The sequence below is a fragment of the Oerskovia jenensis genome (assembly GCF_016907235.1).
Lineage (GTDB): Bacteria > Actinomycetota > Actinomycetes > Actinomycetales > Cellulomonadaceae > Oerskovia > Oerskovia jenensis.
Map to the genome: position 1 here is coordinate 683,230 of NZ_JAFBBO010000001.1, position 24,561 is coordinate 707,790.

Genomic DNA, 24,561 nt, shown 5'->3' on the forward strand with positions numbered 1-24,561 from the left:
TCGGTCGTCCGCGGGTCGCGGGGGTGATCGCCGTGCTCGGGCCCGTCGGGCTGAGCGGGGGTGGTCGGCTCGGAGGTCACAGGGCGCCCTTGGTCGACGGGATGCCGTCGACCCGGGCGTCGGGCGCCACGGCGAAGCGCAGCGCACGGGCGAGCGCCTTGAACTGCGCCTCCACGATGTGGTGGGGGTCGCGGCCCGAGAGCACGCGCACGTGGATGCAGATGGCCGCGTGGTGGGCGATCGACTCGAGCACGTGGCGCGTGAGAGACCCCGTGAAGTGGCCGCCGATCAGGTGGTACTCCTGCCCCGCGGGCTCGCCCTCGTGCACGAGGTACGGGCGGCCCGACACGTCCACGACCGCGAGCGCGAGCGCCTCGTCGAGCGGGACCATCGCGTCGCCGAAGCGGGAGATCCCGGCCTTGTCGCCCAGCGCGATCCGCAGCGCCTCGCCGATCGTGATCGCGACGTCCTCGACCGTGTGGTGCGCGTCGATGTGCGTGTCACCCGTGGCCCTGACCGTGAGGTCGATGAGCGAGTGCTTGCCGAGGGCCGTCAGCATGTGGTCGTAGAACGGGACGGTCGTCGAGATGTCCGTCTTGCCGGTCCCGTCGAGGTCCAGCTCGACGAGCACGCTCGACTCCGACGTCGCGCGCTCGATGCGCGCGGTGCGCTTCACAGTCCTGCCACCTCCACCAGGGCGTCCTTGAACGCCGTCATCTCCTGCGGCGTGCCGATCGACACCCGCAGCCATCCGTCGGGACCAGTCTCCCGGATGAGGACGCCTCGATCCAACAGGCCCTGCCAGATCGCGTGGCGGTCCGGGAAGGTGCCGAACAGCACGAAGTTCGCGTCGGAGTCGGCGACCTGCAGCGCCGCGCCACCCAGGGCCGCCGGGCGCTGGGCCCGCAGCCAGGTGACCGTGGCGTCGCGCTCGGTACGCAGTGCGTCGACCTGGGCCAGCAGCGACGCCGAGTGCTTGAGCGCGGCGCGCGCGACGGCCTGCGTCACGGCCGACAGGTGGTACGGCAGGCGGACCACGCGCAGCGCGTCGACGAGCGGGCGCGCCGCGGCGAGGTATCCCACGCGGGCCCCGGCCAGCGCGAACGCCTTGGACATGGTGCGCGTCACCGCGAGGTTCGGGTAGCGCTCGAGGAGCTCGAGGGCCGAAGGGACCCCCGCGCGCCGGAACTCTCCGTACGCCTCGTCGACCACGACGACCGCGGACGTACCCGGCTCGGCGCCGCGCGGGGTGACCGCGAGCGCCGCCTCGCACACGGCCTCGACGACCTCGCGCGTCAGGGCCGTGCCGGTCGGGTTGTTGGGGCTGGCCAGGAGGATCACGGACGGCGCGTGCTCGACGATCGCGGCGCGGGCGGCGTCGGCGTCGAGCGTGAAGTCCTCCTCGCGGCGCCCGGTGACCCAGGCCGTCGAGGTGTCGCGCGCGTACTCGGGGTACATCGAGTAGGTGGGCGCGAAGGACAGCGCGGTGCGGCCCGGTCCGCCGAAGGCCTGGAGCAGGTGGAGCATGATCTCGTTCGAGCCGTTCGCGGCCCAGACCTGCTCGGGCGCCACGCGCACGCCCGACTCCCCCGCGAGATAGTCGGCGAGGTCCTGGCGAAGCCCCAGGAAGTCGCGGTCCGGGTAGCGGTTGAGGGTCGCGGCAGCAGCGGCGACGTCGGCGGCGACGGTCGCGACGACCTCGGCCGAGGGCGCGTAGGGGTTCTCGTTGACGTTGAGCAGGACGGGGACGTCGAGCTGCGGCGCCCCGTACGGCTCGATCCCCGCGTGCTCGGCCCGCACCGGCAGGTGCACCTCGGAGGCGGCGTGCGCGCGGGGCTGCGAGAGGGAGGCACCCGCCTGGGGTGCGCCGTCCGGGGACTCGAGGAGTGGAGTGGTCACCAGGACAGTCTACGAAGCCGTTCGTGCGGGAGCGGTGGACGTCCGGCAGGCGGGCGGTGAGCCTGCGTGCCGCGGGCCGTGCCCTGCCCTGTCGGCACGTCGGGCACGTCAGGCCGTGACCACGTCGGTCCCGCTCACCGTGACGGCGAGCCGCGGCAGCGGTGAGGGTGCCGGGCCGGCGAGCACGTCGCCCGTGCTCAGGTCGAAGCGTGACCCGTGGCACGGGCAGTCGAGCTCGCCGTCGCCCGGCGCGACGGTGCAGCCCTGGTGGGTGCAGATCGCGCTGAAGGCCTCGAACGTGCCTTCCTCGGGCTGGGTCACGAGGTAGGGCGCGCCGTCGACCTGGACGGAGACCGCGCCGCCCACGGGCACGTCGCCCGTGGCGGTGACCACCGTGCCCGACGGCGCCCCGGCGGTCCCGCTCGTCCCCCCGCCCTGACCCGTGGTCCCGGCGGTACCGCTGCCTCCGCCGCCGCCCGAGCACGCGGCGAGGACCAGCGCGCCCGCGCCCGTGCCCGCGGACACGAGGAGCGAGCGGCGCGAGAGGTCACGGGCGGGCGTCGCGAGGAGCGCCTCCTGCGCCCCCTGCACCGTCGGTGCCGGGATAGGGGTCGCCTGCGTGGTCGAGGTCCTCATGGTCACCCTCCGCCGTGCGTTCCGGGTCGATCGGTCCTTCAATTGAAGCATCGGGCCCTGCGCCGCGCGCGAGCGCGGCGCTGCCGGTCCGGCACGTGCGACCCGCCCGTACCGGAGTGTGCAGCGCACCTGCACCAGAGCACTCGGAGCACCTCATGGACGCGTCCGGCCCTCCTCCCACCGACGGCTCGACCGGCTCGACCGGTTCGACGCCCGGGCGCTCACAGGCGTCGGGCACCCCTCCCACCCCTCCGCCGCTGCCCCGCGGCGCGTGGCTGCTGCGGGGAGTGACGGCCGCGGGGCTGCTGCTGTCGGCCGACGTGCACCTGTTCCTGTACGTGCAGGGGTATCGGGACATCGAGGTCGTGGGTCCGCTGTTCCTGCTCAACGCGGTCGCCGGGTTCGTGCTCGGGCTCCTGGTCCTGGTGTGGCGTCACTGGCTTCCTCTGCTGGGGGCGGTCGGGTTCTCGGTCGCGACGCTGGGCGCGTTCTACCTGTCCACGACGGTCGGCTTCTTCGCGGTCAACGAGACGGTGGGCGGTGTCCAGCAGGTCACGGCAGCCGTGAGCGAGTGGGTCGCGCTCGTCGGGGCGCTGCTCGCGCTCGTGGTCGAGCGGCGCAGGTCCTCAGATCGGCCTCAAAAGGCCGGGTGACCTGCGCAGATGGCGCTTGTGATGATCTTCACAAGACTTTCGCCCGTTCTGCCCTGCCCTCACCGGGCACCCGGCCCCACGCTCGGATACGGTCGAGGAGCCGGACATCATCGGACGCGCAGCGCGTCCCGTCGCGCCTGACGCGCCAGTCGACGAATGGCTCGACCCACCCCGGTGTCCGCTCCTGGAGGAGAGTCATGAGCACCATGAAGGCAGCCGTCGTCCACACGTTCGCCGCACCGCTCACGATCGACGACGTCGAGGTCCCCACCCCCGGCCCCCTCGAAGCACTCGTCAAGGTCGACTACACCGGCGTCTGTCACACCGACCTGCACGCCGCCCACGGCGACTGGCCCGTCAAGCCGTCGCCGCCCTTCGTCCCGGGCCACGAGGGAGTCGGCACCGTCGTCGCGGTCGGCGACCAGGTCACGCGCGTGGCCGTCGGCGACAAGGTCGGCAACGCGTGGCTCTGGAGCGCGTGCGGCGAGTGCGAGTACTGCGAGACCGGGTGGGAGACCCTCTGCCCGCACCAGAAGAACGGCGGCTACTCGGTCGACGGCTCGTTCGGTCAGTACATGCTCGTCGACTCCCGCTACGCCCCGATCATCCCCGAGGGCGTCGAGGACGCGGCCGTGGGGCCCATCCTGTGCGCGGGCGTCACGGTCTACAAGGGCCTCAAGCAGACGGACACCCAGCCCGGCGAGTGGGTCCTGATCTCCGGCATCGGCGGTCTGGGGCACATCGCCGTGCAGTACGCCGTGGCCATGGGCCGCCGTGTCGCCGCGGTCGACGTCGACGACGACAAGCTCGCCCTGGCCCGCAAGCACGGCGCCGAGGTCACGGTCAACGCCGCCACGTCGGCCGACGCCGCGGCCGAGATCCAGGACAAGACCGGTGGCGGCGTGCACGGCGCGCTCGTGACGGCCGTCAACGCCCACGCGTTCCCCCAGGCCGTCGGAGCGCTGCGCCGCGGCGGCACGGTCTCGCTCGTGGGCCTGCCCCCGGAGAAGTTCCCGCTCGACATCTTCACGACCGTGCTGTTCGGCCTCACCGTCCGCGGCTCGATCGTCGGGACCCGCAAGGACATGGCCGAGGCGCTCGACTTCTTCGCCCGCGGCAAGATCACCCCGACCTACACCGTCCGGCCGCTGAGCGACATCAACGACATCTTCAGCGAGATGGAGCAGGGCAAGATCGACGGACGCGTCGTCATGGACATGCACTCCTGACGGCTCCCCGCCCCTCGCGAGGCCCGGTGCGGCCCGACGGACCTCCCGTCCGGACGCACCGGGCCTCGCCTGTGCACGACCGCGCGATGTCCCACCCAGCGCCTACGATCGCTGGGTGACCTCGTTCCCCCGTGACCAGCGTGACCCGTACGCCGACCTCCCGCCCGACTTCGCGTCGGAGCCTCCCGCCGACCTCTACGACGAGCCACCGGTCCCCGACGACGCGGGGGCGGCTCCGGCGCGCCGCGCCGCCTCTCCCGGTGGGGCCCCGGCGCCCTCCGCCGTCCAGGCCACCGCACCGGCCGGTACGCCTGCGGATGCCACGCCCGCCGGCTCTGCCGCCGACGCGGCCGACGCCGCGCGACTCGCCAAGGTCGCCATGCTGCGTGGTCTCCTCGAGGGCAAGGACCTGCGCGAGGAGGCCGAGGCCGCGCTCCGCAGGCTCGTGGGCCGCGAGGACGCCGTGCTGCGCGACGACCAGTGGCTCGCGATCGAGGCCCTGGTCGCGTTCCGCCGTCGGGCCCTGGTGGTCCAGCGCACCGGCTGGGGCAAGTCCGCGGTCTACTTCGTCGCGACCTCGCTGCTGCGCTCGCGCGGCGCGGGCCCCACGGTCATCGTCTCGCCGCTGCTGGCCCTGATGCGCGACCAGATCTCGGCCGCGGCCCGCGCCGGGATCCGCGCCGTGACCATCAACTCCTCGAACATGACCGAGTGGGACGAGGTGCACGCCGCGATCGCCGCGGGCGAGGTCGACGTGCTCCTCTGCTCGCCCGAACGCCTCAACAACCCCGGCTTCCGCGACGAGGTGCTCCCCCGGCTCGCGGCCGACGCGGGCCTGGTCGTGATCGACGAGGCGCACTGCATCTCCGACTGGGGCCACGACTTCCGGCCCGACTACCGGCGCATCCGCACCCTGCTCGCGGACCTGCCCCCGGGCATCCCGGTGCTCGCGACGACCGCGACCGCGAACGAGCGCGTCACCGCGGACGTCGCCGAGCAGCTCGGCGTCACGGGGGCGTCGGTCGGCACGGGAGCCCCGGGCACCGCCGGGCCCGCCGGGGCACCCGGCACCCCTCGTGAGGACGTGCTCGTGCTGCGCGGCGGCCTCGACCGCGAGTCGCTGCACCTGGCCGTGCTGAACCTGCCGGACCAGCCGAGCCGCATCGCGTGGCTCGCGGAGACCCTCCAGGACGTCGACGGCTCGGGGATCGTCTACTGCCTCACGGTCTCGGCCGCCGAGCAGGTCGCGAGCCAGCTCCGCGCGACGGGCCTCGCCGTGGCCGCGTACACGGGTCAGACCGACACGACCGAGCGCGAGCAGCTCGAGGCGGACCTCAAGGAGAACCGGGTCAAGGCGCTCATCGCGACCTCGGCGCTCGGCATGGGCTTCGACAAGCCGGACCTCGCGTTCGTCGTGCACCTCGGCGCGCCCTCGTCCCCCATCGCGTACTACCAGCAGGTCGGCCGTGCGGGGCGCGGCGTCGACAGCGCGGTCGTGGTGCTGCTGCCCGGTGAGGAGGACCGGCGCATCTGGGAGTACTTCGGCTCGCTCGCGTTCCCCGCCGAGCGTCAGGTCCGCGAGACCCTCGCGGCCCTCGAGGCCGGGGGCGGCACCCAGTCGGTCGCGGCCCTCGAGACGCAGGTCGACCTCAAGCGTTCACGTCTCGAGACCATGCTCAAGGTGCTCGACGTCGACGGCGCGGTGCGCCGGGTCAAGGGCGGCTGGGTCTCGACCGGGCAGCCGTGGGTCTACGACGCCGACCGCTACGCGCGCGTCGAGCAGACCCGGCTCGCCGAGCAGCGGTCCATGATCGACTACGAGGCCACGACCGAGTGCCGCATGGCGTTCCTGCGCGCCACGCTCGACGACCCGGAGCTCGAGCCCGGCTGGAGGTGCGGACGGTGCGACCGCTGCGGTGGCGTCGACCTGCCCGCGGCCCCCGACGCCGAGGCCGTGTCCGCCGCGCGTGCCGACATGGACCGACCGGGCGTCGAGGTCGTGGCCCGTCGCCAGTGGCCCACGGGCCTCGACCGCCTGGGGCTCGACCTCAAGGGCCGCCTGTCCCCCGAGGAGCTCGCGTCCCCGGGACGTGCCGTCGCGCGCCTCGACGGGCTGGGTTGGTCGGGTCCGCTGCGTGAGCTCTTCGCGCCCGGTGTGCCCGACGGCGAGACCCCCGTCGCGCTGCGCCGCGCGGCAGCGCGCGTGCTCGACGAGTGGGACGCGCTGTACGCCGCCGCGCCCGCCGCCGACGGCGACGCCGCACCCGACCCGACCGGCACCCGCGCGGCCGACGACGAGGCCCCCGCACGCAGGCTCCTGCTCGACGGCGTCGTGTCGGTCCGGTCGGCCACCCGCCCGCACCTCGTCCAGCACCTCGCGGGCGGGCTCGCGCGCTACCTCGACCGCCCGCTCGTCGGGTCGGTCGGTCCCGTGCCGGGCCGCGAGCAGCCCGGTCGCCACGACGTGAACTCGGCCATGCGACTGGCGGGCGTCGTCGAACGGCTGCAGCTCGAGCTGTCCGGGCCGGCGCTCGCCGGGCTCGCGGGACGCCGGATCCTCCTGGTCGACGACTACACCGACTCGGGCTGGACCCTCACGGTCGCCGCCCGTCTGCTGCGACAGGCGGGCGCCGCGGCGGTCCACCCGTTCGTGCTCGGGGTGCGCTGACGCCCTGCGCGCGACGAGAGCGGGGCGCGGACCGGAGAACAGCTCTCCGGTCCGCGCCCCGCTCCTTCGGGAGGTGCCGCGCCTACTGGAAGCGCGCCTTGATCGCCTCACCGTGCGCGGGCAGGTCCTCGTCGTTCGCGACGGCCACGATGCGGTCGGCCAGCTCCTGGAGCGCATCCGCCGAGTACTCGACGACCTGGACCGCACGCAGGAAGCTGTGCACCCCGAGCCCGCTCGAGTAGTGCGCGCACCCGCCGGTCGGCAGGACGTGGTTGGAGCCCGCCATGTAGTCGCCCAGCGGGACGGGCGAGTACGGACCGACGAAGATCGCGCCCGCGCTCTGCACGCGCTCGGCGACCGCCGCGGCGTCGGCCGTCTGGATCTCGAGGTGCTCGGCACCGTAGGAGTCGACGACGTCGAGGCCCTGCTCCAGGTCGTCGACCACGATGATGGCCGACTGCGGCCCGGACAGCGCCTGCGCCACACGCGCAGCGTGCTTGGTCTCGGGCACCAGGTCCACCAGGCGGGCGTCGACCGCCGCGGCCAGCTCGACCGACGGCGTCACGAGGACGGCCGCGGCGTCGGGCGTGTGCTCTCCCTGGCTGATGAGGTCGAGCGCGACGTGCGTCGGGTTCGCCCCGCCGTCCGCGAGGATCGCGATCTCGGTGGGACCGGCCTCGGAGTCGATCCCGACGACACCCCGCACGAGCCGCTTGGCGGCCGCGACGTAGATGTTCCCCGGACCCGTGATGACGTCGACGGGCTCGCACAGGTAGTCGCCGTCCTGCGGCTCGCTGCCCGCGGCCCCGTACGCGAACATGCCGATCGCCTGCGCCCCGCCGACCGCGTAGACCTCCTCGACCCCCAGCAGCGCGCACGCCGCGAGGATCGTGGGGTGCGGCAGGCCGTCGTTCTCACGCTGCGGCGGGGAGGCCACCGCGAGCTCGCGCACGCCGGCCTCCTGCGCCGCGACCACGCTCATGATGACCGACGACGGGTAGACCGCGATGCCGCCGGGCACGTAGAGCCCCACGCGACGCACCGGGATCCAGCGCTGGCGGACCTGCGCCCCGGGGGCCAGGTCGACCGAGAACGGCTGGGGACGCTGGGCGGCGTGCACCGTGCGGACGCGCCGGATGGCCTCCTCGAGACCCTCGCGCACGAGCGGGTCGAGCGTCTCGAGCGCGGCCGACAGTCGCTCGACCGGGACCCGCAGGTGGACCGGGCGCACGCCGTCGAACCGCTCCGAGAGGTCCCGGAGCGCGGAGGCGCCGTGCAGGCGGACGTCATGCAGGATCGGGGCGACCTTCTCCGCGGCGTCCTCGACGCCGATCTCCGGACGGGGCAGGATCTCCGTGAGCTCACGGGGAGACAGGGAACGACCACGCAGGTCGATGCGATTGATCACCGCTCCATCGTAGGCCGGGCCGAGAGCCGACCTCCAGGCCATTCAGCAGGTGGGCAGTTCCCCGGGACGTCCCGGACGCGAGAGAATGGGTGCATGACCACGACACCCACGGTGGAGATCACCGACGACGTCATCCGCCTCGGCCAGTTCCTCAAGCTCGCGAGCCTCGTCGAGTCCGGCGCCCACGCCCGCGACCTCATCTCCGAGGGAGAGGTCCAGGTCAACGGCGAGGTCGACACGCGTCGCGGCCGCCAGCTCCGCAAGGGCGACGTCGTGACGGTCGACGTCCCGACCGGTCAGATCGGCGCGATCGTCGGCTAGGGCGTCCCGCCCGCCTCTGGTGCGAGGCGGGCGGCAGACTCCCGGCGGGAGTCGGTCCCAGGTTCTGACGACGGCCGTGATCGACGCTGGTACGGAGGAGGACCTCACGCAGGGCCGAACCCTCGCGGGTGCCGGGAGACCCGCCCTCGCCGGAACCGGCTCGCCCGGCCCCGAGACGGTTCGGCCGGCGGCGCCGGCCGCCCACGAGGCGCTCAGAAGGCCATGTAGCTCGAGCTCATGACCTTGTCCGCGACGATCCGCAGGACGACCCGGCGCGGGTTGACGCGCGGCTCCTTGTAGCGCCGCGTGTAGCGGCGCACGGCCTCGGCGACCTCGTCGGGGTCGCGCGAGACCGAGATGGTGCCTTCGAGCGTGATCCAGCGTCCGCCCTCGACCTGGCAGACGGCCGCGCGGGGGTGGGCACCGTCGGCCGTGAGGCGCTCGGCGTTGAGCGCCTTGACCGACGAGTCGTTCGTGGTGATGCGCACGACCCCGGTCTCGGAGTCCCACGTGAAGCCCACGGGCACGACGTGCGGGCTGCCGTCCGCCCGCAGGGTGGTCAGGGTCGCCAGGTGGCGCTCGGTCACGAAGACGCGTTGCTCGGGGGTCAGGTGGATCACGCCCGCGAGTCTACGTCCCGCCCGGGTCCGAGAAGCCGAACGTCATGACCGGCGGCACGGTGCCGGCGGCGAGCGCCCCGAGCACCGCGGCCTCGTGCGGCACGACGGGTGCGGGCAGCGCGGACAGCGCGAACCACCGCAGGTCGGCGGCCTTCTCCCGCTCCGCGATCACCGGGTCACCCGTCCATGTGCGGCACGCGAAGAAGAAGTCGACCCGCTGCTCGATCGGTCCCCCGTCCGGGCGTGTGCGGTGCATCACCGTGAGTGCCTCGAGATCCGTCGTCCCGACGTCGATGCCGAGCTCCTCGCGTGCCTCTCGCCGCGCGGCGTCCAGCACGCTCTCGCCCTCCTCGACGTGCCCCGCCGCGGCAGCGGCCCAGTGACCGTCCATGTACCCGGTGTTCTGCCGGAGCTGGAGCAGGACCTGGTCGTCGCGGCGCAGCAGCACGTACGCGGCCGGGATCACCTGGAACCGTCCCGGAGAGCCGTCGGACACCGGGACGTACCCGCCACCGGCCCCTCGACCCGAGTCCCCGGTCACACCGTGAGGCACGAGGGTCCCAGCAGCGCCTTGAGGTCTCCGTAGAGCGCAGGGCTCTTGGTGACCCGCAGGGTGTCCTCGAGGCGCATGACCTTGGTCCGGCCGGGGCTCGTGAGCTTGAGGTGCACCTCGGTCACCCCCGGGTGGGTCGAGAGGATCTCGCGCAGCCTCTCGACCACGGGCTGGGTGCAGCGCGACTCGGGCAGGCTCACCAGGACCGGGGTCTCGGCGACCGTCGAGATGTCGGGCAGCGAGACCTCCATGGCCTGGAGCTGCATGGTCTCGTCGCGGCGCCGTACGCGCCCGCGCAGGACCACGACCTGGTCCTCGGCGAGGATCGTCGAGTACGCGAGATAGGTCTCGCCGAAGAACATGACCTCGACGCCGCCCTCGAGGTCCTCGATCGTGACCGCGGCCCACGGGTTGCCGTTCTTGCTCATCTTGCGCTGGAGCGAGGTGATGAGTCCCGCGATCACGACGGTCGAGCCGTCGGGGCGGGCCTCGTCGGCCATGAGCGCGGCGATCGACGTGTCGGCCGCGCGCGTCAGCACGTGCTCGAGCCCCGACAGCGGGTGGTCCGACACGTACAGGCCGAGCATCTCGCGCTCGAACGCGAGGCGCTGCTTCTTGTCCCAGTCCGGGATGTCGGGCACGTCGACGCTGAAGGACATGGCGGGGTCCTCGCCACCCAGGTCGGCGAAGAGGTCGAACTGTCCCTTGGCCTCCTCGCGCTTGACGCTGATGACCGAGTCCACGGCCTGCTCGTGCACCACGAGCAGCGCGCGCCGCGCGTGGTCGAGCGAGTCGAACGCCCCCGCCTTGATGAGCGACTCGATGGTCCGCTTGTTGCAGACCACGGCCGGGACCTTGTCGAGGAAGTCGGTGAAGGACCCGAACGTCCCCTTGTCCTCGCGCGTCGCGACGATCGCGTCCACCACGTTGGCGCCGACGTTGCGGACCGCGGTCAGGCCGAAGCGGATGTCCTTGTCGACGGCGGTGAAGTTGGCCGACGACGAGTTCACGTCCGGCGGCAGGACCGTGATCCCCATGCGGCGGCACTCGTTGAGGTACAGGGCCGACTTGTCCTTGTCGTCGCGCACGCTCGTGAGCAGCGCGGCCATGTACTCGGTCGGGTAGTTGGCCTTGAGGTACGCGGTCCAGTACGAGACGACGCCGTAGGCCGCGGAGTGGGCCTTGTTGAACGCGTAGTCGGAGAACGGCAGCAGGATGTCCCACAGCGTCTTGACCGCCGCCATGGAGTAGCCGCGGTCCTTCATGCCGTTCGAGAAGCCCTCGAACTGCTTGTCCAGCTCCGACTTCTTCTTCTTGCCCATCGCGCGGCGCAGGATGTCGGCCTGGCCGAGCGAGTACCCCGCGACCTTCTGCGCGATGGCCATGACCTGCTCCTGGTACACGATCAGGCCGTACGTGGTCCCCAGGATGTCCTCGAGGGCTTCCTCGAGCTCGGGGTGGATGGGAGTGACCTCCTGCATCCCGTTCTTGCGCAGCGCGTAGTTGGTGTGCGAGTTGGCTCCCATGGGGCCGGGGCGGTAGAGCGCGCCCACGGCCGAGATGTCCTCGAAGTTGTCGGGGCGCATGAGCTTGAGCAGGGTCCGCATGCCGCCGCCGTCGAGCTGGAACACGCCCAGGGTGTCGCCGCGCCCCAGGAGCTCGTAGGTCTTGGGGTCGTCGAGCGTCAGGGCCTCGAGCTCGACCGGGTCCTTGCCGTTCATCACGATGTTCTCGAGCGCGTCGTCGAGGATCGTGAGGTTGCGCAGCCCCAGGAAGTCCATCTTGATCAGGCCGAGGCCCTCGCACGTGGGGTAGTCGAACTGCGTGATGACCGCGCCGTCCTGCAGGCGGCGCATGATCGGGATGATGTCGATGAGCGGCTCGCTCGACATGATGACGCCGGCCGCGTGCACGCCCCACTGGCGCTTCAGGCCCTCGATGCCCTTGGCGAGCTCGACGACACGCTGGGCGTCGGGGTCCGCGGCGTGGATCTGACGGAACTCGTCGGCCTCGTTGTACCGCTTGTCGTCGGGGTTGAAGATGCCCGTGAGCGAGATGTCCTTGCCCATGATCGCGGGCGGCATGGCCTTGGTGAGCTTCTCCCCCATCGCGAAGGGGAAGCCCAGGAGACGCGAGGAGTCCTTGAGGGCCTGCTTGGCCTTGATGGTGCCGTACGTGACGATCTGGGCGACGCGGTCCTCGCCGTACTTCTCGGTCACGTAGCGGATGACCTCACCACGACGACGCTCGTCGAAGTCGACGTCGAAGTCGGGCATGGACACACGGTCCGGGTTGAGGAAGCGCTCGAAGATCAGCCCGTGCTGCAGCGGGTCGAGGTCCGTGATGCGCATCGCGTACGCGGCCATCGAGCCCGCACCCGAGCCACGCCCCGGCCCCACGCGGATGCCGTTGTCCTTGGCCCAGTTGATGAAGTCGGCGACGACGAGGAAGTAGCCCGGGAAGCCCATCTGCACGATGACCTGGGTCTCGTACTCGGCCTGCTTGCGCACGGCGTCCGAGATGCCGTCCGGGTAGCGGTAGTGCAGGCCCTTCTCGACCTCCTTGATGAACCAGGAGGTCTCGTCCTCGCCCGGGGGGCAGGGGTAGTTCGGCATGTAGTTGGCCGAGGTGTCGAAGCTGACCTCGCACTGCTCGGCGATGAGCAGCGTGTTGTCGCAGGCCTCGGGCAGCTCTTTCCAGATGTGCCGCATCTCGGCGGCGGACTTCACGTAGTAGCCGTCGCCGTCGAACTTGAAGCGGTCCGGGTCCGCGAGCGTGGAGCCGGAGTTGATGCACAGCAGCGCCTCCTGGGAGTGGCTGTCCTCCTTCTTCACGTAGTGCAGGTCGTTGGTCGCGACGAGCGGTGCCCCGATGGTCTCGGAGAGCCGCAGCAGGTCCTTGATGACGCGACGTTCGATGTCGAGCCCGTGGTCCATGAGCTCGACGTAGAAGTTCTCCTTGCCGAACACGTCCTGGAGCTCGCCCGCGGCCTGCACGGCCGCGTCCCACTGGCCGAGCCGCAACTTGGTCTGGATCTCGCCCGACGGGCAGCCCGACGACGCGATCATGCCCTTGCCGTAGCGCTCGAGCAGGTCACGGTCCATGCGCGGCCACTTGCCCATCTGGCCGTCGAGCGAGGCGAGCGAGCTCGCCCGGAAGAGGTTGTGCAGGCCCTCGTTGTTGCGGGCCCACATCGTCAGGTGCGTGTACGCGCCGCGGGCCGAGACGTCGTCGGACTCCTGGCCCTTCTCGCCGAAGCGCACGCGCGTCTGGTCGAAGCGGCTCGTGCCGGGCGTGACGTACGCCTCGACCCCGATGATGGGCTTGATGCCCGCCTGGGTCGCCTTGGACCAGAAGTCGAACGCCCCGAAGATGTAGCCGTGGTCCGTGGTCGCGATGGCCTTCTGCCCCAGGCGCGCGGTCTCCTCGAAGAGGTCTCCGAGCCGCGCGGCGCCGTCCAGCATCGAGTACTCGGTGTGGACGTGGAGGTGGACGAAGTCGTCGGACTTCTGGGTGCTTCCGGGGGCGACGGCAGACGGCATGCGACGAGTCTAGATCGAGCCACCGACGCCTCTCGGCGTGTCGCCTCCGGGCACGGGCGTGTGCCTCGTCTCATGCCGTCGGGACGCAGGCTCCGTCCCCGCCCGACGGCGCCACGCCCCCTCGCGGCCCCTCGAAGCCTCTCGCGCTCGCTCGTCCCGCACGGCCCGTACGGCCCGTACGGCCTGTCGCGCACGCCAAGGGCGAACCGGCGGCGCCGTCGGCCCGCAGCGCGGTGGAGGGCGTCCTCCTGCGGTCAGTCCTGAGCCGTGAGCGTCTTGGCGGCGTCCCGGTGATCGATCCCGGCGTCGAGGTACACGGGACCGTACGCCTGGTACCCGAGACGCTCGTAGAAGCCGACCGCCTGGGTCTGCGCGCTGAGCTCGATCCGGACGCTGCCGTCCGACGCGTGCTCAGCGAGCGCGATCTCCTCGAGCGCTCGCATGACCGCGGCTCCCGCGCCCGTCCCGCGGGCGGTGCGTGCGACCGCGACCCGTCCGACGTGCACGTCGCCCGGGTGGGCCGGGTCGGTCAGCAGACGCCCCGTCCCGACGACCCGACCCGCGCCGTCGCGCGCGAGGACGTGCGTCGTGGTCGGTGCGAAGTCGGCGTCGTCGATCTCCTCGGCCAGCGGCACGCGCTGCTCGTCGACGAAGACCGTCAGCCGCAGGCCGTGCGCCTCGGCGAGCTGCTCGGGCGTGCGGACCCGTTCCGTCGTCAGCATCCGGCGTCCTTCCGTCGACGGGCCCCTGCGGACCCTCGACCGGTGCTCAGGAGTACGCCCCGCGCACGACCTCGAGCGCGCGCGCCAGGTCGTCGGGGTACTCGCTCGTGACCTGGGTCCACTGCCCCGTCGCGGGGTGCTCGAACCCGAGCTGCACGGCGTGCAGCCACTGTCTCGTCAGTCCGACCTTCTTGGCCAGCACGGGGTCCGCACCGTACGTCAGGTCGCCGACGCACGGGTGCCGCAGCGCGGAGAAGTGCACCCGGATCTGGTGCGTCCGCCCGGTCTCGAGGTGCACCTCGACGAGCGAGGCCGCGGGCAGCATCTCGAGGACCTCGTAGTGCGTCACCGAGGGCTTGCCCTCGGCCGTGACGGCGAACTTGTAGTCGGCCGACGGGTGACGTCCGATGGGCGCGTCGATCGTGCCCGTCGTCGGCTCGGGGTGCCCCTGGACGAGCGCGTGGTAGACCTTCTCGACCGTGCGCTCCTTGAAGGCGCGCTTGAGCACCGAGTACGCGAGCTCGCTCTTGGCCACCACCATGAGTCCCGACGTCCCGACGTCGAGCCGGTGCACGATCCCCTGGCGCTCCGCGGCCCCCGAGGTCGAGATCCGGTACCCCGCGGCGATCAACGCGCCCACGACCGTCGGACCGGTCCAGCCCGGCGAGGGGTGCGCCGCGACACCGACCGGCTTGTCGATGACCACGACGTCGTCGTCGTCGTAGACGATCTTCATGCCCGGCACGGGCTCCGCGACGATCTGCGGCTCCCGGGCCTCGGGCTCGTCGGGGATCTCGACCTCGAGCCAGGCACCGGCGACCAACCGGTCGGACTTGCCGACCTCGCGACCGTCGACCCGCACGCCGCCGAGCGCCGCGACCTCGGCCGCACGCGTGCGTGACAGGCCGAGCAGGCGCGCCAGTGCCGCGTCGACCCGTTCGCCGGCCAGCCCGTCGGGGACCGGGAGCGCGCGCACCTGGCCCATCAGGACTCCGTCCCGGCCGTCGGGCCGGACGTGGACGTCGTGCCCGGAGCGCCCGAACCCTGGGGTCCGGCGCTCGGGGAGGTCGTGGTGGGAGCACCCGGCCCGGGAGCGTCGGTGGTCCGCTCGGGGACGCCGCTCCCCTCCTCGTCGACGTCGCCCTTCGCGTGCGCCTGCTCCTGCTCGACATGGCGCTGCCCGTCGATGCCGATGCCCTGGACCGAGAGGATCGCGATCATCACCGCGGCCGCCACGACCGCGATGTCCGCGACGTTCCCGATGAACAGGTCGCCGTACCCGATGAAGTCGACCACGTGCCCCTGGGCGAAGCCGGGCTCACGGAAGATCCGGTCGATGAGGTTGCCCAGCGCCCCTCCGAGCAGCAGCCCGAGGGCGACCGCCCAGCCGCGCGAGCCGATCTTGCGCATGCTGCGCAGGATGAACACGATCACGACCGTGACGACGATCGTCAGGATCCAGGTGTAGCCCGAGCCGATCCCCAGCGCCGCCCCCTCGTTGCGGATGAACGTCAGGTGGAGCCACTCGCCGAGGAGCTCGATGGTCTCGCGGCCCTCGAGCTCCGCGACGGCCCAGATCTTGGTGACCTGGTCGACCAGGACGACGAGGGCCGCGAGCACCACGACCCACAGGACGAGACGCCGAGGGGCGACGGTCGTGCGCGGCGCGAGGTCGGCGGCCGGGGTCGCGCCGACGGTCTCGGCGCTGCCCTCGGACGGGTCGGCGGGCACGGGCTGCTGGGGTGAGGGAGTCGATGGCATCGGCGGCAAGTCTGCCATGCCCGGTCCCGGGTCAACGATCCGGGACGACGACGGCCGCCGTCCCGGGGGACGGCGGCCGTGGTCCGTACGGCGCAGGGGTCGCGTCAGCGACGTTCCTCGCGCTGCTTGGCCTCGACGGACAGGTTCGCCCGCGGGTAGGCCTGCAGGCGTGCCTTGCCGATCGGCAGCCCCGTGGCCTCGCACGTCGCGTAGGTCCCGGCCGCGATGCGGTCGATCGCGTGCTTGGTCTGTTCGAGCAGGTCCCTCATGTTGTTGACGAGGGTGAGCTCCTGCTCACGTTCGAGCGCGCTCGACCCGGAGTCCGCCTGGTCGTCGCCCGCGCCGTCCCCCGAGTTGCGCAGGAGCTCCGAGAGCTCCTGGTCGGCCTCGGTCAGCTCTCGTTCGAGGCGCTCGCGCTCCTCCAGCAGAGTCGCTGCCTGCTCCTCCGCCTCCTTCACCGTCCACGGCTCCTCGCCGTCACGCACTGGGAAGGACTTGACGTCGCGAGCTAGGTTCGGGAACTGCTGTCGTACGACCGCGCGCGTCGCGGTGCTGAGCTTGGTCATGTCGCCCCTCCGGTTCGAGTTGCGGTGAGAGTAGACGCCGCCTGCCGGTACGCACAACGCACCACGCCGGATGGACCGGCGTGGTGCGTCGTCACGGACCGACCGACGGCGAACCCTGTGGTCCGCACGCCTGGTGTGATCGTCTGCCAGGTGGCAGGTGGACTAGATGCCCGCGCTGAGGTCGCTCGAGCGACCCGCGCCGGAACCGCTGCGCGGCGGGAGTGCGCTGCCGCGGTTGTCGAGGTCGCCCATGAGGTTCTGCAGGTAGCTCTTGAGACGCGTGCGGTAGTCCCGCTCGAAGAGACGGAGCTCGTCGATCTTGCGCTCCAGGAGCGAGCGCTCCTGCTCGAGCTGCGAGAGCGTGCGGTGCGAGGTCTCCTCGGCCTCCTGCACGATCCGGGTCCCCTCCTCCTTCGCTTCCGCGATGAGGCGGTCACCCTCCTGCTGGCCCGAGCGCACGTAGTCGTCGTGCAGCTTCTGGGCGAGCTGGAGCATGCCCGTGGCCGACTCCGGCTCGGCGGTCGACTTGCCCAGGACAGGGGCCGAGCTCGCGACGACGGGGGCGGGCTCCGGAGAGGACACCGCCTCGACCACGGCCGGCTTGGACGGCGCCGAGGCGTCGGCCCGGCTGAGCTCGGCGACGCGTCGCTCCGCTGCGGCCAGCTTGGTCTTGAGGTCGTCGTTCTCCTCCTGCACGGAGTTGAGCGTCCTCACCACCTCGTCCAGGAAGTCATCGACCTCTTCGACGTCGTATCCCTCGCGGAACTTCGTCGCGGAGAACTTCTTGTTCAGGATGTCCTCTGCTGTCAGCAGTGCCATCGTCTCACCTCAATGCGTTTGCGCCGTCAGTCCGGGCGATCTCGAGATCGCCACAGTCCAAAGTAGCGGAGATTGTCAGCGGAGGCGGCCTCCGACCGGAGACCCACCAGGGTCGTCGGGCGCGAGATCGCCGTGATGTCAGATTTCTACGTGTTACACGCCCCTCAGGATCTGTGCCGCGAACGACACTGCGAGGAAGAGCACGATGAAACCGAGGTCGATGCGCACCTGACCGATGGTCAGGGGCGGGATGACCTTGCGCAGCGCTCGCAGCGGCGGGTCGGTCAGGGTGTAGATGGCCTCGGCCAGCACGAGCATGACGCCACGCGGACGCCAGTCGCGCGCGAAGACCTGCACCCAGTCGAACACCACCCGTCCGATGAGCACCACGAGGTAGAGGCCGAGGACGAATGCCAGCAGATCGAAGACGAAATTCACGAGGTCAACTGTGCCAGAGTCCGCGGTCAGCTCTGGTTGAAGAAGCCGGCCCGGTTCACCGGAGGCTCGGGAGCCTGCTCCTCACCGGTGATCTCCACGTGCTCGGGCGAGAGCAGGAAGACCTTGTTGGTCACGCGCTCGATGGCCCCGTGCAGCCCGAAGATGAGACCCGCGGAGAAGTCGACGAGCCGCTTGGCGTCCGCGTCGTCCATGTCGGAGAGGTTCATGATGACCGGCGTGCCGCCTCGGAACGCTTCCCCGATGACGCGGGCGTCGTTGTAGGAGCGCGGGTGCACGGTCGTGATCCTGCGGAGCTCTGCTGCTGACATGCTCGTCTGGGGTACCTCTCGTGGGGCGACCGTCCGGTGCAGGGGGGTCACCTGAGCCTGGTAGTCGGTCGGCACGTCGGCCCCCAAGTCGTCGTACTCGTCGATGAACTCTTCCTGGTCGCCCTCGCCTCGATCATCAGCGAGGCCCAGGTAAAGCATGGTCTTGCGAAGTGCTCCGGCCATCGCCCTCTCTCCGTCCTCATGTCGACTGCTGGTTCCGTGCTTTGCACGCTAGCCCAGCCCTGGACGGGCGCCGGATGCGACACGCCCAGGAGGCGACAACGGGTACGGGGGTGAGAAACGGCACGCTACGGTCTCGCACCGGCCCGCTCCAGGGCGACGACCCCTGCGAACCGGCCCGTGGTGCGGCCGTCGCGCGACGCGAGACGGTGGGAGTAGAACCGCTCGTCCTCGAGGGTGCAGACGTCGGTCGTGGTGATCTCCTGCACCCCGGCGGCGCGCAGCTCGGCGACGACTCCCGCCGGCAGGTCGAGCGCGGGCGTGCCCCAGCTCGTGGTCGACCGCGTGCCGGGACGCACCGCGGCGACCTCCTCGCGCATCCGCGCGGGGACCTCGTAGCAGCGCCCGCACGCCGACGGCCCGACGACGGCGCGCACCCGGTCCGCTCGCGCCCCCTGGGCGAGCAGCGCCCCGAGCGCGGCACCCACGACCCCTGCGAGCAGACCTGCCCGACCCGCGTGGACGACGCCGACGACCCGAGCACCCGGGTCCGCGAGCAGGACCGGGACGCAGTCCGCGACCAGGACGCCGAGCCCGAGGCCTGCCTGGGCCGTCACGAGGGCGTCGTGCTCGCCGCAGGTCGCGGCTCCCTCGCCGTGCTCGAGGCGTGCGGCCCGATCGTCCCGCGAGAGCACGCGGACCCCGGCACCGTGGACCTGCGTGCCGAACACGAGGGGCGCAGCGAGCCACCGACCGACCGACTCCCGGTGAGCGAGGACGCGCCCGGCGTCGTCACCGACCCCCAGGCCGAGGTTGAGACCCGACCAGGGCGCGGGCGAGGTTCCCCCCGTGCGGCCCGTGAACGCAGCACGCACCCCCGGCCCGAGGTCGACCTCGAGAACCGGGGGTGCGGGGAGTGCAGGATCGAGCACGTGCTACTTCAGGAAGTCGGGCACGTCGAGGTCCTCGACCTTGCGCCGGACGGGCTCCTCGTCGTACAGGCGAGGAACCTCGACCTGGGCGGACCGCTCGGCCGCGAGCTGCTCGGCGTTCACGTTCTCGTCGGTCGGCACGACGCTGAACGTCGGGATCGGCGCGTAGCCGGCCGAGACCGTGGCCGCCCCCCCGCCGAAGGTGACGGGCACGTCGTCGGGCTCCGAGGCGATCGGGACCACCGGACGCGGGAGCGTGTGGCTGCCCGTGGCCGTGGGGACCGCCGCGGGCAGCGGCGCCGGTGCCGGCGGTGCCGCTGCCACGCCGGCGACCTGCCCCAGGGCTCGTGCGTCCTTGCGGATCTGGGGCGTGCCCCCGTCGAACCCGGCCGCGATGACGGTGACCCGGACCTCGTCGCCCAGGGCGTCGTCGATCACGGCACCGAAGATGATGTTCGCCTCGGTGTGTGCCGCCTCGTGCACCAGGCGTGCCGCCTCGTTGATCTCGAAGAGTCCGAGGTCGGAGCCGCCCTGGATCGAGAGCAGCACGCCGTGCGCCCCGTCGATGCTGGCCTCGAGCAGCGGCGAGGAGATCGCGAGCTCTGCGGCCTGGACCGCACGATCCTCGCCTCGTGCCGAGCCGATCCCCATGAGGGCGCTGCCCGCGCCCTGCATGACGGACTTCACGTCGGCGAAGTCGAGGTTGATCAACCCCGGGGTCGTGATGAGGTCCGTGATGCCCTGGACGCCCGAGAGCAGGACCTGGTCGGCCGAGTGGAACGCGTCGAGCGCCGAGACGTTGCGGTCCGACATCGACAGGAGCCGGTCGTTGGGGATGACGATGAGGGTGTCGACCTCGTTGCGCAGGGCCTCGATCCCCTGGTCGGCCTGGACGGACCGACGACGCCCCTCGAACGTGAAGGGACGCGTGACGACACCGACGGTCAGGGCGCCCAGCGAACGCGCGATGCGCGCGACCACGGGAGCACCACCGGTCCCGGTGCCACCTCCTTCGCCCGCCGTGACGAAGACCATGTCGGCGCCGCGCAGGACGTCCTCGATCTCCTCGGCGTGGTCCTCGGCCGCCTTCTTGCCCACCTCGGGGTCGGCGCCCGCTCCGAGGCCACGCGTGAGCTCGCGCCCGACGTCGAGCTTGACGTCCGCGTCGGACATCAGCAGCGCCTGCGCGTCGGTGTTGATGGCGATGAACTCGACGCCCTTGAGACCGACCTCGATCATCCGGTTGACGGCGTTCACGCCACCACCGCCGATGCCGACCACCTTGATCACTGCTAGGTAGTTCTGCGGAGTTGCCACGTCAATGCCTCTCGATCCTGTAGCCCTCAACCTTCACCCTCAACTAGAGGGTTATAGTTATGTCAGGTTGTGCTGTGTCGACGGTAGGTGTCCGCCTCTGCCGTATCAACGACCCGACCGCGCGTGTCGGCGAAAACCTCTGCCATGGTTCGTGTCACATCGTCCCGACCCTTCACCGGGTGATGGGCATCGTGGGGGCCGACACGTCGAAGAGCCGGGCTCCCTGGTTCTCCGGCAACCCCCGGAGCGCCTGGAGGACCCTGACCTTGAGCGCCGCGTCCTCCTCGTTGCCCCACTCGACGACCGCGCCGTCGCGCAGCGTCATCGTGACCGCGTCCTGCGTCGGTGCCGTGACCTCGGCGACCTCGGCCCGCAGCTCGGGCGGCAGCGCGTTGAGCACGATCCGCGCTGCCCGCAACGACCGCGCGCCCTTCTCGTCGAGCGTCACACCGATGGCCGGCAAGCCCTCGGGCACCGCGTCGACCGTCGCGACCTGGACCCCGTCACGGTCCAGCAGCGCGAAGGCCCCCTCGTGCGGCACGGCGGCCACCGGCTCCCTGGACTCCAGGGTCACGCTGAGCCCGTCCGGCCACACCCTCAGGATCCGCACGTCGCGCACGCCGTTGAGGTCGAGGATCGCGTCGCGCAGGCCGATCGTGTCCACCCGGGGCAACGGGACCCCCGAGACGCCGCCGACGACCTGCTGGACCTGGGCGATGTCGATCACCGTCCCCTCGCCCGAGATCTCGACCTTGGCCGGGTCCGTCCCGAGCAGCGGCGAGAAGAGCGCGACCCAGACCGCGGTCGCGAGCACGAGCACCCCACCGGCCCAGCCGAGGACCCGGTTCCGGAGACGGTGCCGACGCATCGCGGCCTTCTCGGCAAGCCGGTCCGCCATCCCGGTCGAGACCACGCGGTCGACGGGGCGACCCCGGCCACCCACCGGTCCCCGGACGAGAGGTAGCGGGCCCGACAGGGGCCGCTCGAGCGCCGGGCCTGCCGACGGGCCCGGCGAGTCCGTCCGAGCGACCTCGCTCCCCCGGAGCACGAGCGGCTGGGTCGCGATGTCGTCGTCGGCTCGACCTGACGTCGCGGAGCCCCGCACCGTCGAGCCGCGCGTCGCTCGAGCGCGCTCGTCCACCCCGCGCCCCGACGCCACGACGTCCTCCCCGGGCTCCGCGGCGTCGCCCCGGCCGGAGGTGGCCGGACGAGAACGCACGGGCGGGGCCTGGCGAGACGGCGCCGGAGGGGACGCGGGACGAGGAGCCGCGGGACGAGGGCGGGACGGCGGCCGCATCAGTCCTCGACCTCCCCCGGAGGTGCCGCCGCGTCCCGCCCGGCGAGCGCGTCGAGGACGACCGCACCGAGCTCGGTGACGTCCCCGGCCCCCACCGTGAGCAGCAGGTCGCCAGGACGCGCGTCGGCAGCGAGCACGCGAGCAGCCTCGAGACGGTCCTCGACCCCTCGGGCGCGGGCTCCCGGCATCAGGTCCGTGATGGTCCACGAGCCCGTGGTCGGGTCGGGGTCCTCACGGGCCGCGTAGACACCCGTCACGACGACCTCGTCGGCGAGGGACAGCGCGTCGGCGAACTCCCGTGCGAAGGTGCGCGTACGGGAGAACAGGTGCGGCTGGAAGAGCACGAGCACCCGGCCCCCCGCCGCCACGGGACGCGCCGCGGTCAGGAGCGCCGCGACCTCGGTCGGGTGGTGCGCGTAGTCGTCGACCACCCGCACCCCGCCCGCCTCGCCCCGCGCCTCGAAGCGTCGGCCGGTCCCCAGGAACTCGCCGACCCCCGCCACGGCCTGCTCGGTGCTCACGCCCAGCAGGATCGCGGTCGCCACCGCAGCGGCGGCATTGAGGACGTTGTGCGCGCCGGGCACCTGCAGGCGCAGGTCGAGCCCCCGCGTCGTCGCCCCCTGCCCCCCGCCCGAGAGCGCGCCGGCGCTCCCGCCCACCCGGCCGTCGACGACGGTGAGCCGAGCGGCTGCTCCCGCGGCGCCGTCGGGCCGGACGTCCTCCAGCAGCACGTCGCTGCCCGGGGTCGTGCCGTACGTGACGACTCGCCCGCCCGCTGCGCGGTGCGCCTGCGCCAGGGCGGACGCCCCCGGGTCGTCCGCGCACGCGACGAGGAAACCGCCCGGCACGATGCGCTCCGCGAACGCGACGAACGCCTGCTCGAACGCCTCGCGCGAGCCGTAGTGGTCCAGGTGGTCGGGCTCGACGTTCAGCACGACCGCGATCGTGGGGGCGTAGTTGAGGAACGAGCCGTCGGACTCGTCGGCCTCGGCGACCACGACGTCACCCGCCCCGAGGTGTCCCCCGGGGATCGCGCCGTCGCTCGTGATGACCGAACCCCCGATCGCGAAGGACGGGTCGAGACCCGCCGCGCGCAGGGTCGTCGCGACCATGGCCGACGTCGTGGTCTTGCCGTGCGCCCCCGCGACGGCCACGGACCGCCCCTGGGCCATGAGCACGGCGAGCGCCTCGGACCGGTGCAGCACGCGCAGGCCCGCCGCCCGGGCGGCCACCAGCTCGGGATTGTCGGGGCGCACGGCGCTCGAGAGCACGAGCGTGTCGGCCCCCTCGACGTTGCCCGCGGCATGACCCACGTGCACCACGATCCCGTCCGCGCGCAGGGCCTCGACCACCGCGCTGTCCTTCGCGTCAGAGCCCTGGACCCGCACCCCGCGCGCGGCCAGCAGGCGCGCCACGACGGACATGCCCGCGCCGCCGATGCCGACCAGGTGGACCGTGCCGAGGTCAGCGGGCCCCGCGAGGCCCTCGTCGCCCGTCATCGCGCGCCCCCGGCCGCCCTCGCGACCAGGTCCGCGACCCGTGCCGTCGCGTCCTGGATGCCCGCGCGCGACGCGAGCGAGGCCATGGTGCGCAGCCGGTCGCCGTCGGCGACCAGGGGCGGCACGTTCGCCGCGACCCACGCGGCCGTGAACGCCTCGTCCTCGACGAGGATGCCGCCGCCCGCCCGCACGACCGGCCCGGCGTTGAGCCGCTGCTCGCCGTTCCCGATGGGCAGCGGCACGTAGACCGCCGGGATCCCGAGCGCCGCGAGCTCGCTGACCGTCCCCGCACCCGACCGGCAGACCACGAGGTCCGCGACCGCGTACGCGAGGTGCATCTCCGACAGGTACTCGCGCACGTCGTAGCCCGGCAGACCGTCCACGACGGTGCGCACCGCCTCGGCCTTGCCCCTGCCGGTCAGGTGCAGGACCTGCGCTCCCGTCGCCAGGAGCTCGCGCGCCGCACCCGAGACCGCCTCGTTGAGGCTCTGCGCACCGAGCGAGCCGCCCGTGACCACGACCGTGGGGCGGGCCGGGTCCAGGCCGAGCGACGCCGCGGCGTTCGCCCGGACCGTCGGGGCGTCGACCCCCCGGTCGCGGATCAGGTCGGCGATCTCCCAGCGCAGCGGCAGGCCCGTCACGACACCCCCCTTGAGCGGGGTCCCCTCGAACGTGAGCGCGACCGAGGTCGCCCACCGAGCCCCGGCCCGGTTCGCCAGGCCCGGCCGAGCGTTCTGCTCGTGGATCACGATCGGCACGCCGCGACGGTGGGCCGCGATGTACGCGGGCGTCGAGACGTAGCCGCCGAAGCCCACCACGACCTCGGCCCGCGTCTCGTCGATCACGGCGCCGGCGGCGTCGACCGCGGCCTTGAGCTTGCCCGGCAGCGCGACCCACTCACCGCTGGGGCGTCGCGGCAGCGGCACCTTGGGCACGAAGCGCAGCGGGTACCCGCGAGCGGGCACGAGGTCCGCCTCGAGGCCGCTCTGCGTCCCGAGCACCGTGACGACCGTCTCGGGGTTGCGTGCACGCAGCTCGTCCGCGACCGCGAGCAGCGGGTTGACGTGCCCCGCCGTCCCGCCGCCTGCGAGCACCACCGAGCCGACTGAAGAGCTCACCACGTACCTGTCACCTGTCCTTGCTGTCGCTGCTGATGTCCGTCCCGGAAACGT

At 72.2% G+C, this 24,561-nt stretch carries 23 protein-coding genes; 4 read left to right on the forward strand and 19 right to left on the reverse strand.

Going from position 1 to position 24,561, the window contains the following annotated elements; translation table 11 throughout:
- Positions 1-76: 76 nt before the first annotated feature.
- The 3 genes from hisB to JOD49_RS03130 form a co-directional block, all read right to left on the reverse strand.
- Complete coding sequence (gene hisB, locus JOD49_RS03120) at positions 77-676, reverse strand: imidazoleglycerol-phosphate dehydratase HisB (RefSeq protein WP_193718284.1); 600 nt, start codon at positions 674-676, stop codon at positions 77-79.
- The gene (locus JOD49_RS03125; protein WP_205308770.1) at positions 673-1,812 is read right to left on the reverse strand and encodes a histidinol-phosphate transaminase; all 1,140 of its coding nucleotides are present in this window, start codon (positions 1,810-1,812) and stop codon (positions 673-675) included. Before JOD49_RS03125 ends, hisB begins: the two co-directional genes overlap by 4 nt.
- A gap of 195 nt (positions 1,813-2,007) precedes the next feature.
- Positions 2,008-2,535, reverse strand: coding sequence for a Rieske (2Fe-2S) protein (locus JOD49_RS03130; RefSeq protein ID WP_205305926.1), 528 nt, complete (start codon positions 2,533-2,535; stop codon positions 2,008-2,010).
- A gap of 155 nt (positions 2,536-2,690) precedes the next feature.
- On the opposite strand from JOD49_RS03130, the gene JOD49_RS03135 reads away from it, so the two are divergent.
- From JOD49_RS03135 to JOD49_RS03145, 3 genes are all read left to right on the forward strand, one after another.
- A complete protein-coding gene (locus JOD49_RS03135; protein ID WP_239525129.1) occupies positions 2,691-3,188 on the forward strand; it encodes a hypothetical protein in 498 nt (165 codons plus the stop codon).
- Positions 3,189-3,385: 197 nt separating this feature from the next.
- The gene (gene adhP, locus JOD49_RS03140; RefSeq protein ID WP_205305927.1) at positions 3,386-4,417 is read left to right on the forward strand and encodes an alcohol dehydrogenase AdhP; all 1,032 of its coding nucleotides are present in this window, start codon (positions 3,386-3,388) and stop codon (positions 4,415-4,417) included.
- Between the two features lie 379 nt (positions 4,418-4,796).
- Positions 4,797-7,085, forward strand: a complete 2,289-nt coding sequence (locus JOD49_RS03145; protein WP_205308772.1) for a DEAD/DEAH box helicase — start codon at positions 4,797-4,799, stop codon at positions 7,083-7,085.
- A gap of 82 nt (positions 7,086-7,167) precedes the next feature.
- Here the strand turns inward: JOD49_RS03145 and hisD are convergent, their stop codons facing one another.
- A complete protein-coding gene (gene hisD / locus JOD49_RS03150; protein WP_205305928.1) occupies positions 7,168-8,493 on the reverse strand; it encodes a histidinol dehydrogenase in 1,326 nt (441 codons plus the stop codon).
- Positions 8,494-8,586: 93 nt separating this feature from the next.
- Between hisD and JOD49_RS03155 the strand changes: the two genes are divergently transcribed.
- Positions 8,587-8,814, forward strand: coding sequence for an RNA-binding S4 domain-containing protein (locus tag JOD49_RS03155; protein WP_205305929.1), 228 nt, complete (start codon positions 8,587-8,589; stop codon positions 8,812-8,814).
- Between the two features lie 212 nt (positions 8,815-9,026).
- Here JOD49_RS03155 and JOD49_RS03160 read toward each other — a convergent pair whose 3' ends face one another.
- The 15 genes from JOD49_RS03160 to murG form a co-directional block, all read right to left on the reverse strand.
- Positions 9,027-9,434, reverse strand: a complete 408-nt coding sequence (locus JOD49_RS03160) for a pyridoxamine 5'-phosphate oxidase family protein (RefSeq protein ID WP_205305930.1) — start codon at positions 9,432-9,434, stop codon at positions 9,027-9,029.
- Between the two features lie 10 nt (positions 9,435-9,444).
- A complete protein-coding gene (locus tag JOD49_RS03165) occupies positions 9,445-9,975 on the reverse strand; it encodes an NUDIX hydrolase (protein ID WP_307822346.1) in 531 nt (176 codons plus the stop codon).
- Positions 9,972-13,529: a DNA polymerase III subunit alpha gene (dnaE, locus tag JOD49_RS03170; RefSeq protein WP_205305931.1), complete on the reverse strand. Its 3,558-nt coding sequence runs from the start codon at positions 13,527-13,529 to the stop codon at positions 9,972-9,974. Before dnaE ends, JOD49_RS03165 begins: the two co-directional genes overlap by 4 nt.
- A gap of 254 nt (positions 13,530-13,783) precedes the next feature.
- Complete coding sequence (locus JOD49_RS03175; RefSeq protein ID WP_205305932.1) at positions 13,784-14,251, reverse strand: GNAT family N-acetyltransferase; 468 nt, start codon at positions 14,249-14,251, stop codon at positions 13,784-13,786.
- A gap of 46 nt (positions 14,252-14,297) precedes the next feature.
- The gene (locus tag JOD49_RS03180) at positions 14,298-15,236 is read right to left on the reverse strand and encodes an RluA family pseudouridine synthase (protein ID WP_205305933.1); all 939 of its coding nucleotides are present in this window, start codon (positions 15,234-15,236) and stop codon (positions 14,298-14,300) included.
- Positions 15,236-16,012, reverse strand: a complete 777-nt coding sequence (locus JOD49_RS03185) for a signal peptidase II (RefSeq protein WP_239525130.1) — start codon at positions 16,010-16,012, stop codon at positions 15,236-15,238. The genes JOD49_RS03180 and JOD49_RS03185 overlap by 1 nt, the downstream gene beginning before the upstream one ends.
- 104 nt (positions 16,013-16,116) lie before the next feature.
- Positions 16,117-16,578: a TraR/DksA family transcriptional regulator gene (locus tag JOD49_RS03190; RefSeq protein WP_205305935.1), complete on the reverse strand. Its 462-nt coding sequence runs from the start codon at positions 16,576-16,578 to the stop codon at positions 16,117-16,119.
- A gap of 162 nt (positions 16,579-16,740) precedes the next feature.
- A complete protein-coding gene (locus JOD49_RS03195) occupies positions 16,741-17,397 on the reverse strand; it encodes a DivIVA domain-containing protein (RefSeq protein ID WP_205305936.1) in 657 nt (218 codons plus the stop codon).
- A gap of 153 nt (positions 17,398-17,550) precedes the next feature.
- The gene (locus JOD49_RS03200; protein WP_205305937.1) at positions 17,551-17,835 is read right to left on the reverse strand and encodes a YggT family protein; all 285 of its coding nucleotides are present in this window, start codon (positions 17,833-17,835) and stop codon (positions 17,551-17,553) included.
- A gap of 26 nt (positions 17,836-17,861) precedes the next feature.
- Positions 17,862-18,347, reverse strand: a complete 486-nt coding sequence (locus tag JOD49_RS03205; RefSeq protein ID WP_205305938.1) for a cell division protein SepF — start codon at positions 18,345-18,347, stop codon at positions 17,862-17,864.
- 125 nt (positions 18,348-18,472) lie between these two features.
- Positions 18,473-19,276, reverse strand: a complete 804-nt coding sequence (locus JOD49_RS03210; RefSeq protein WP_205305939.1) for a purine nucleoside phosphorylase YfiH/LACC1 family protein — start codon at positions 19,274-19,276, stop codon at positions 18,473-18,475.
- 3 nt (positions 19,277-19,279) lie between these two features.
- Entirely contained in the window at positions 19,280-20,593 is a 1,314-nt protein-coding gene (gene ftsZ / locus JOD49_RS03215; RefSeq protein ID WP_205305940.1) for a cell division protein FtsZ, read from the reverse strand.
- A gap of 172 nt (positions 20,594-20,765) precedes the next feature.
- On the reverse strand, positions 20,766-21,812 hold the full coding sequence (locus tag JOD49_RS03220; RefSeq protein ID WP_205305941.1) for a cell division protein FtsQ/DivIB: 1,047 nt from the start codon (positions 21,810-21,812) through the stop codon (positions 20,766-20,768).
- Positions 21,813-21,889: 77 nt separating this feature from the next.
- Entirely contained in the window at positions 21,890-23,389 is a 1,500-nt protein-coding gene (gene murC, locus JOD49_RS03225) for a UDP-N-acetylmuramate--L-alanine ligase (protein WP_205305942.1), read from the reverse strand.
- The gene (gene murG, locus JOD49_RS03230) at positions 23,386-24,510 is read right to left on the reverse strand and encodes an undecaprenyldiphospho-muramoylpentapeptide beta-N-acetylglucosaminyltransferase (RefSeq protein ID WP_205305943.1); all 1,125 of its coding nucleotides are present in this window, start codon (positions 24,508-24,510) and stop codon (positions 23,386-23,388) included. Before murG ends, murC begins: the two co-directional genes overlap by 4 nt.
- Positions 24,511-24,561 lie beyond the last annotated feature (51 nt).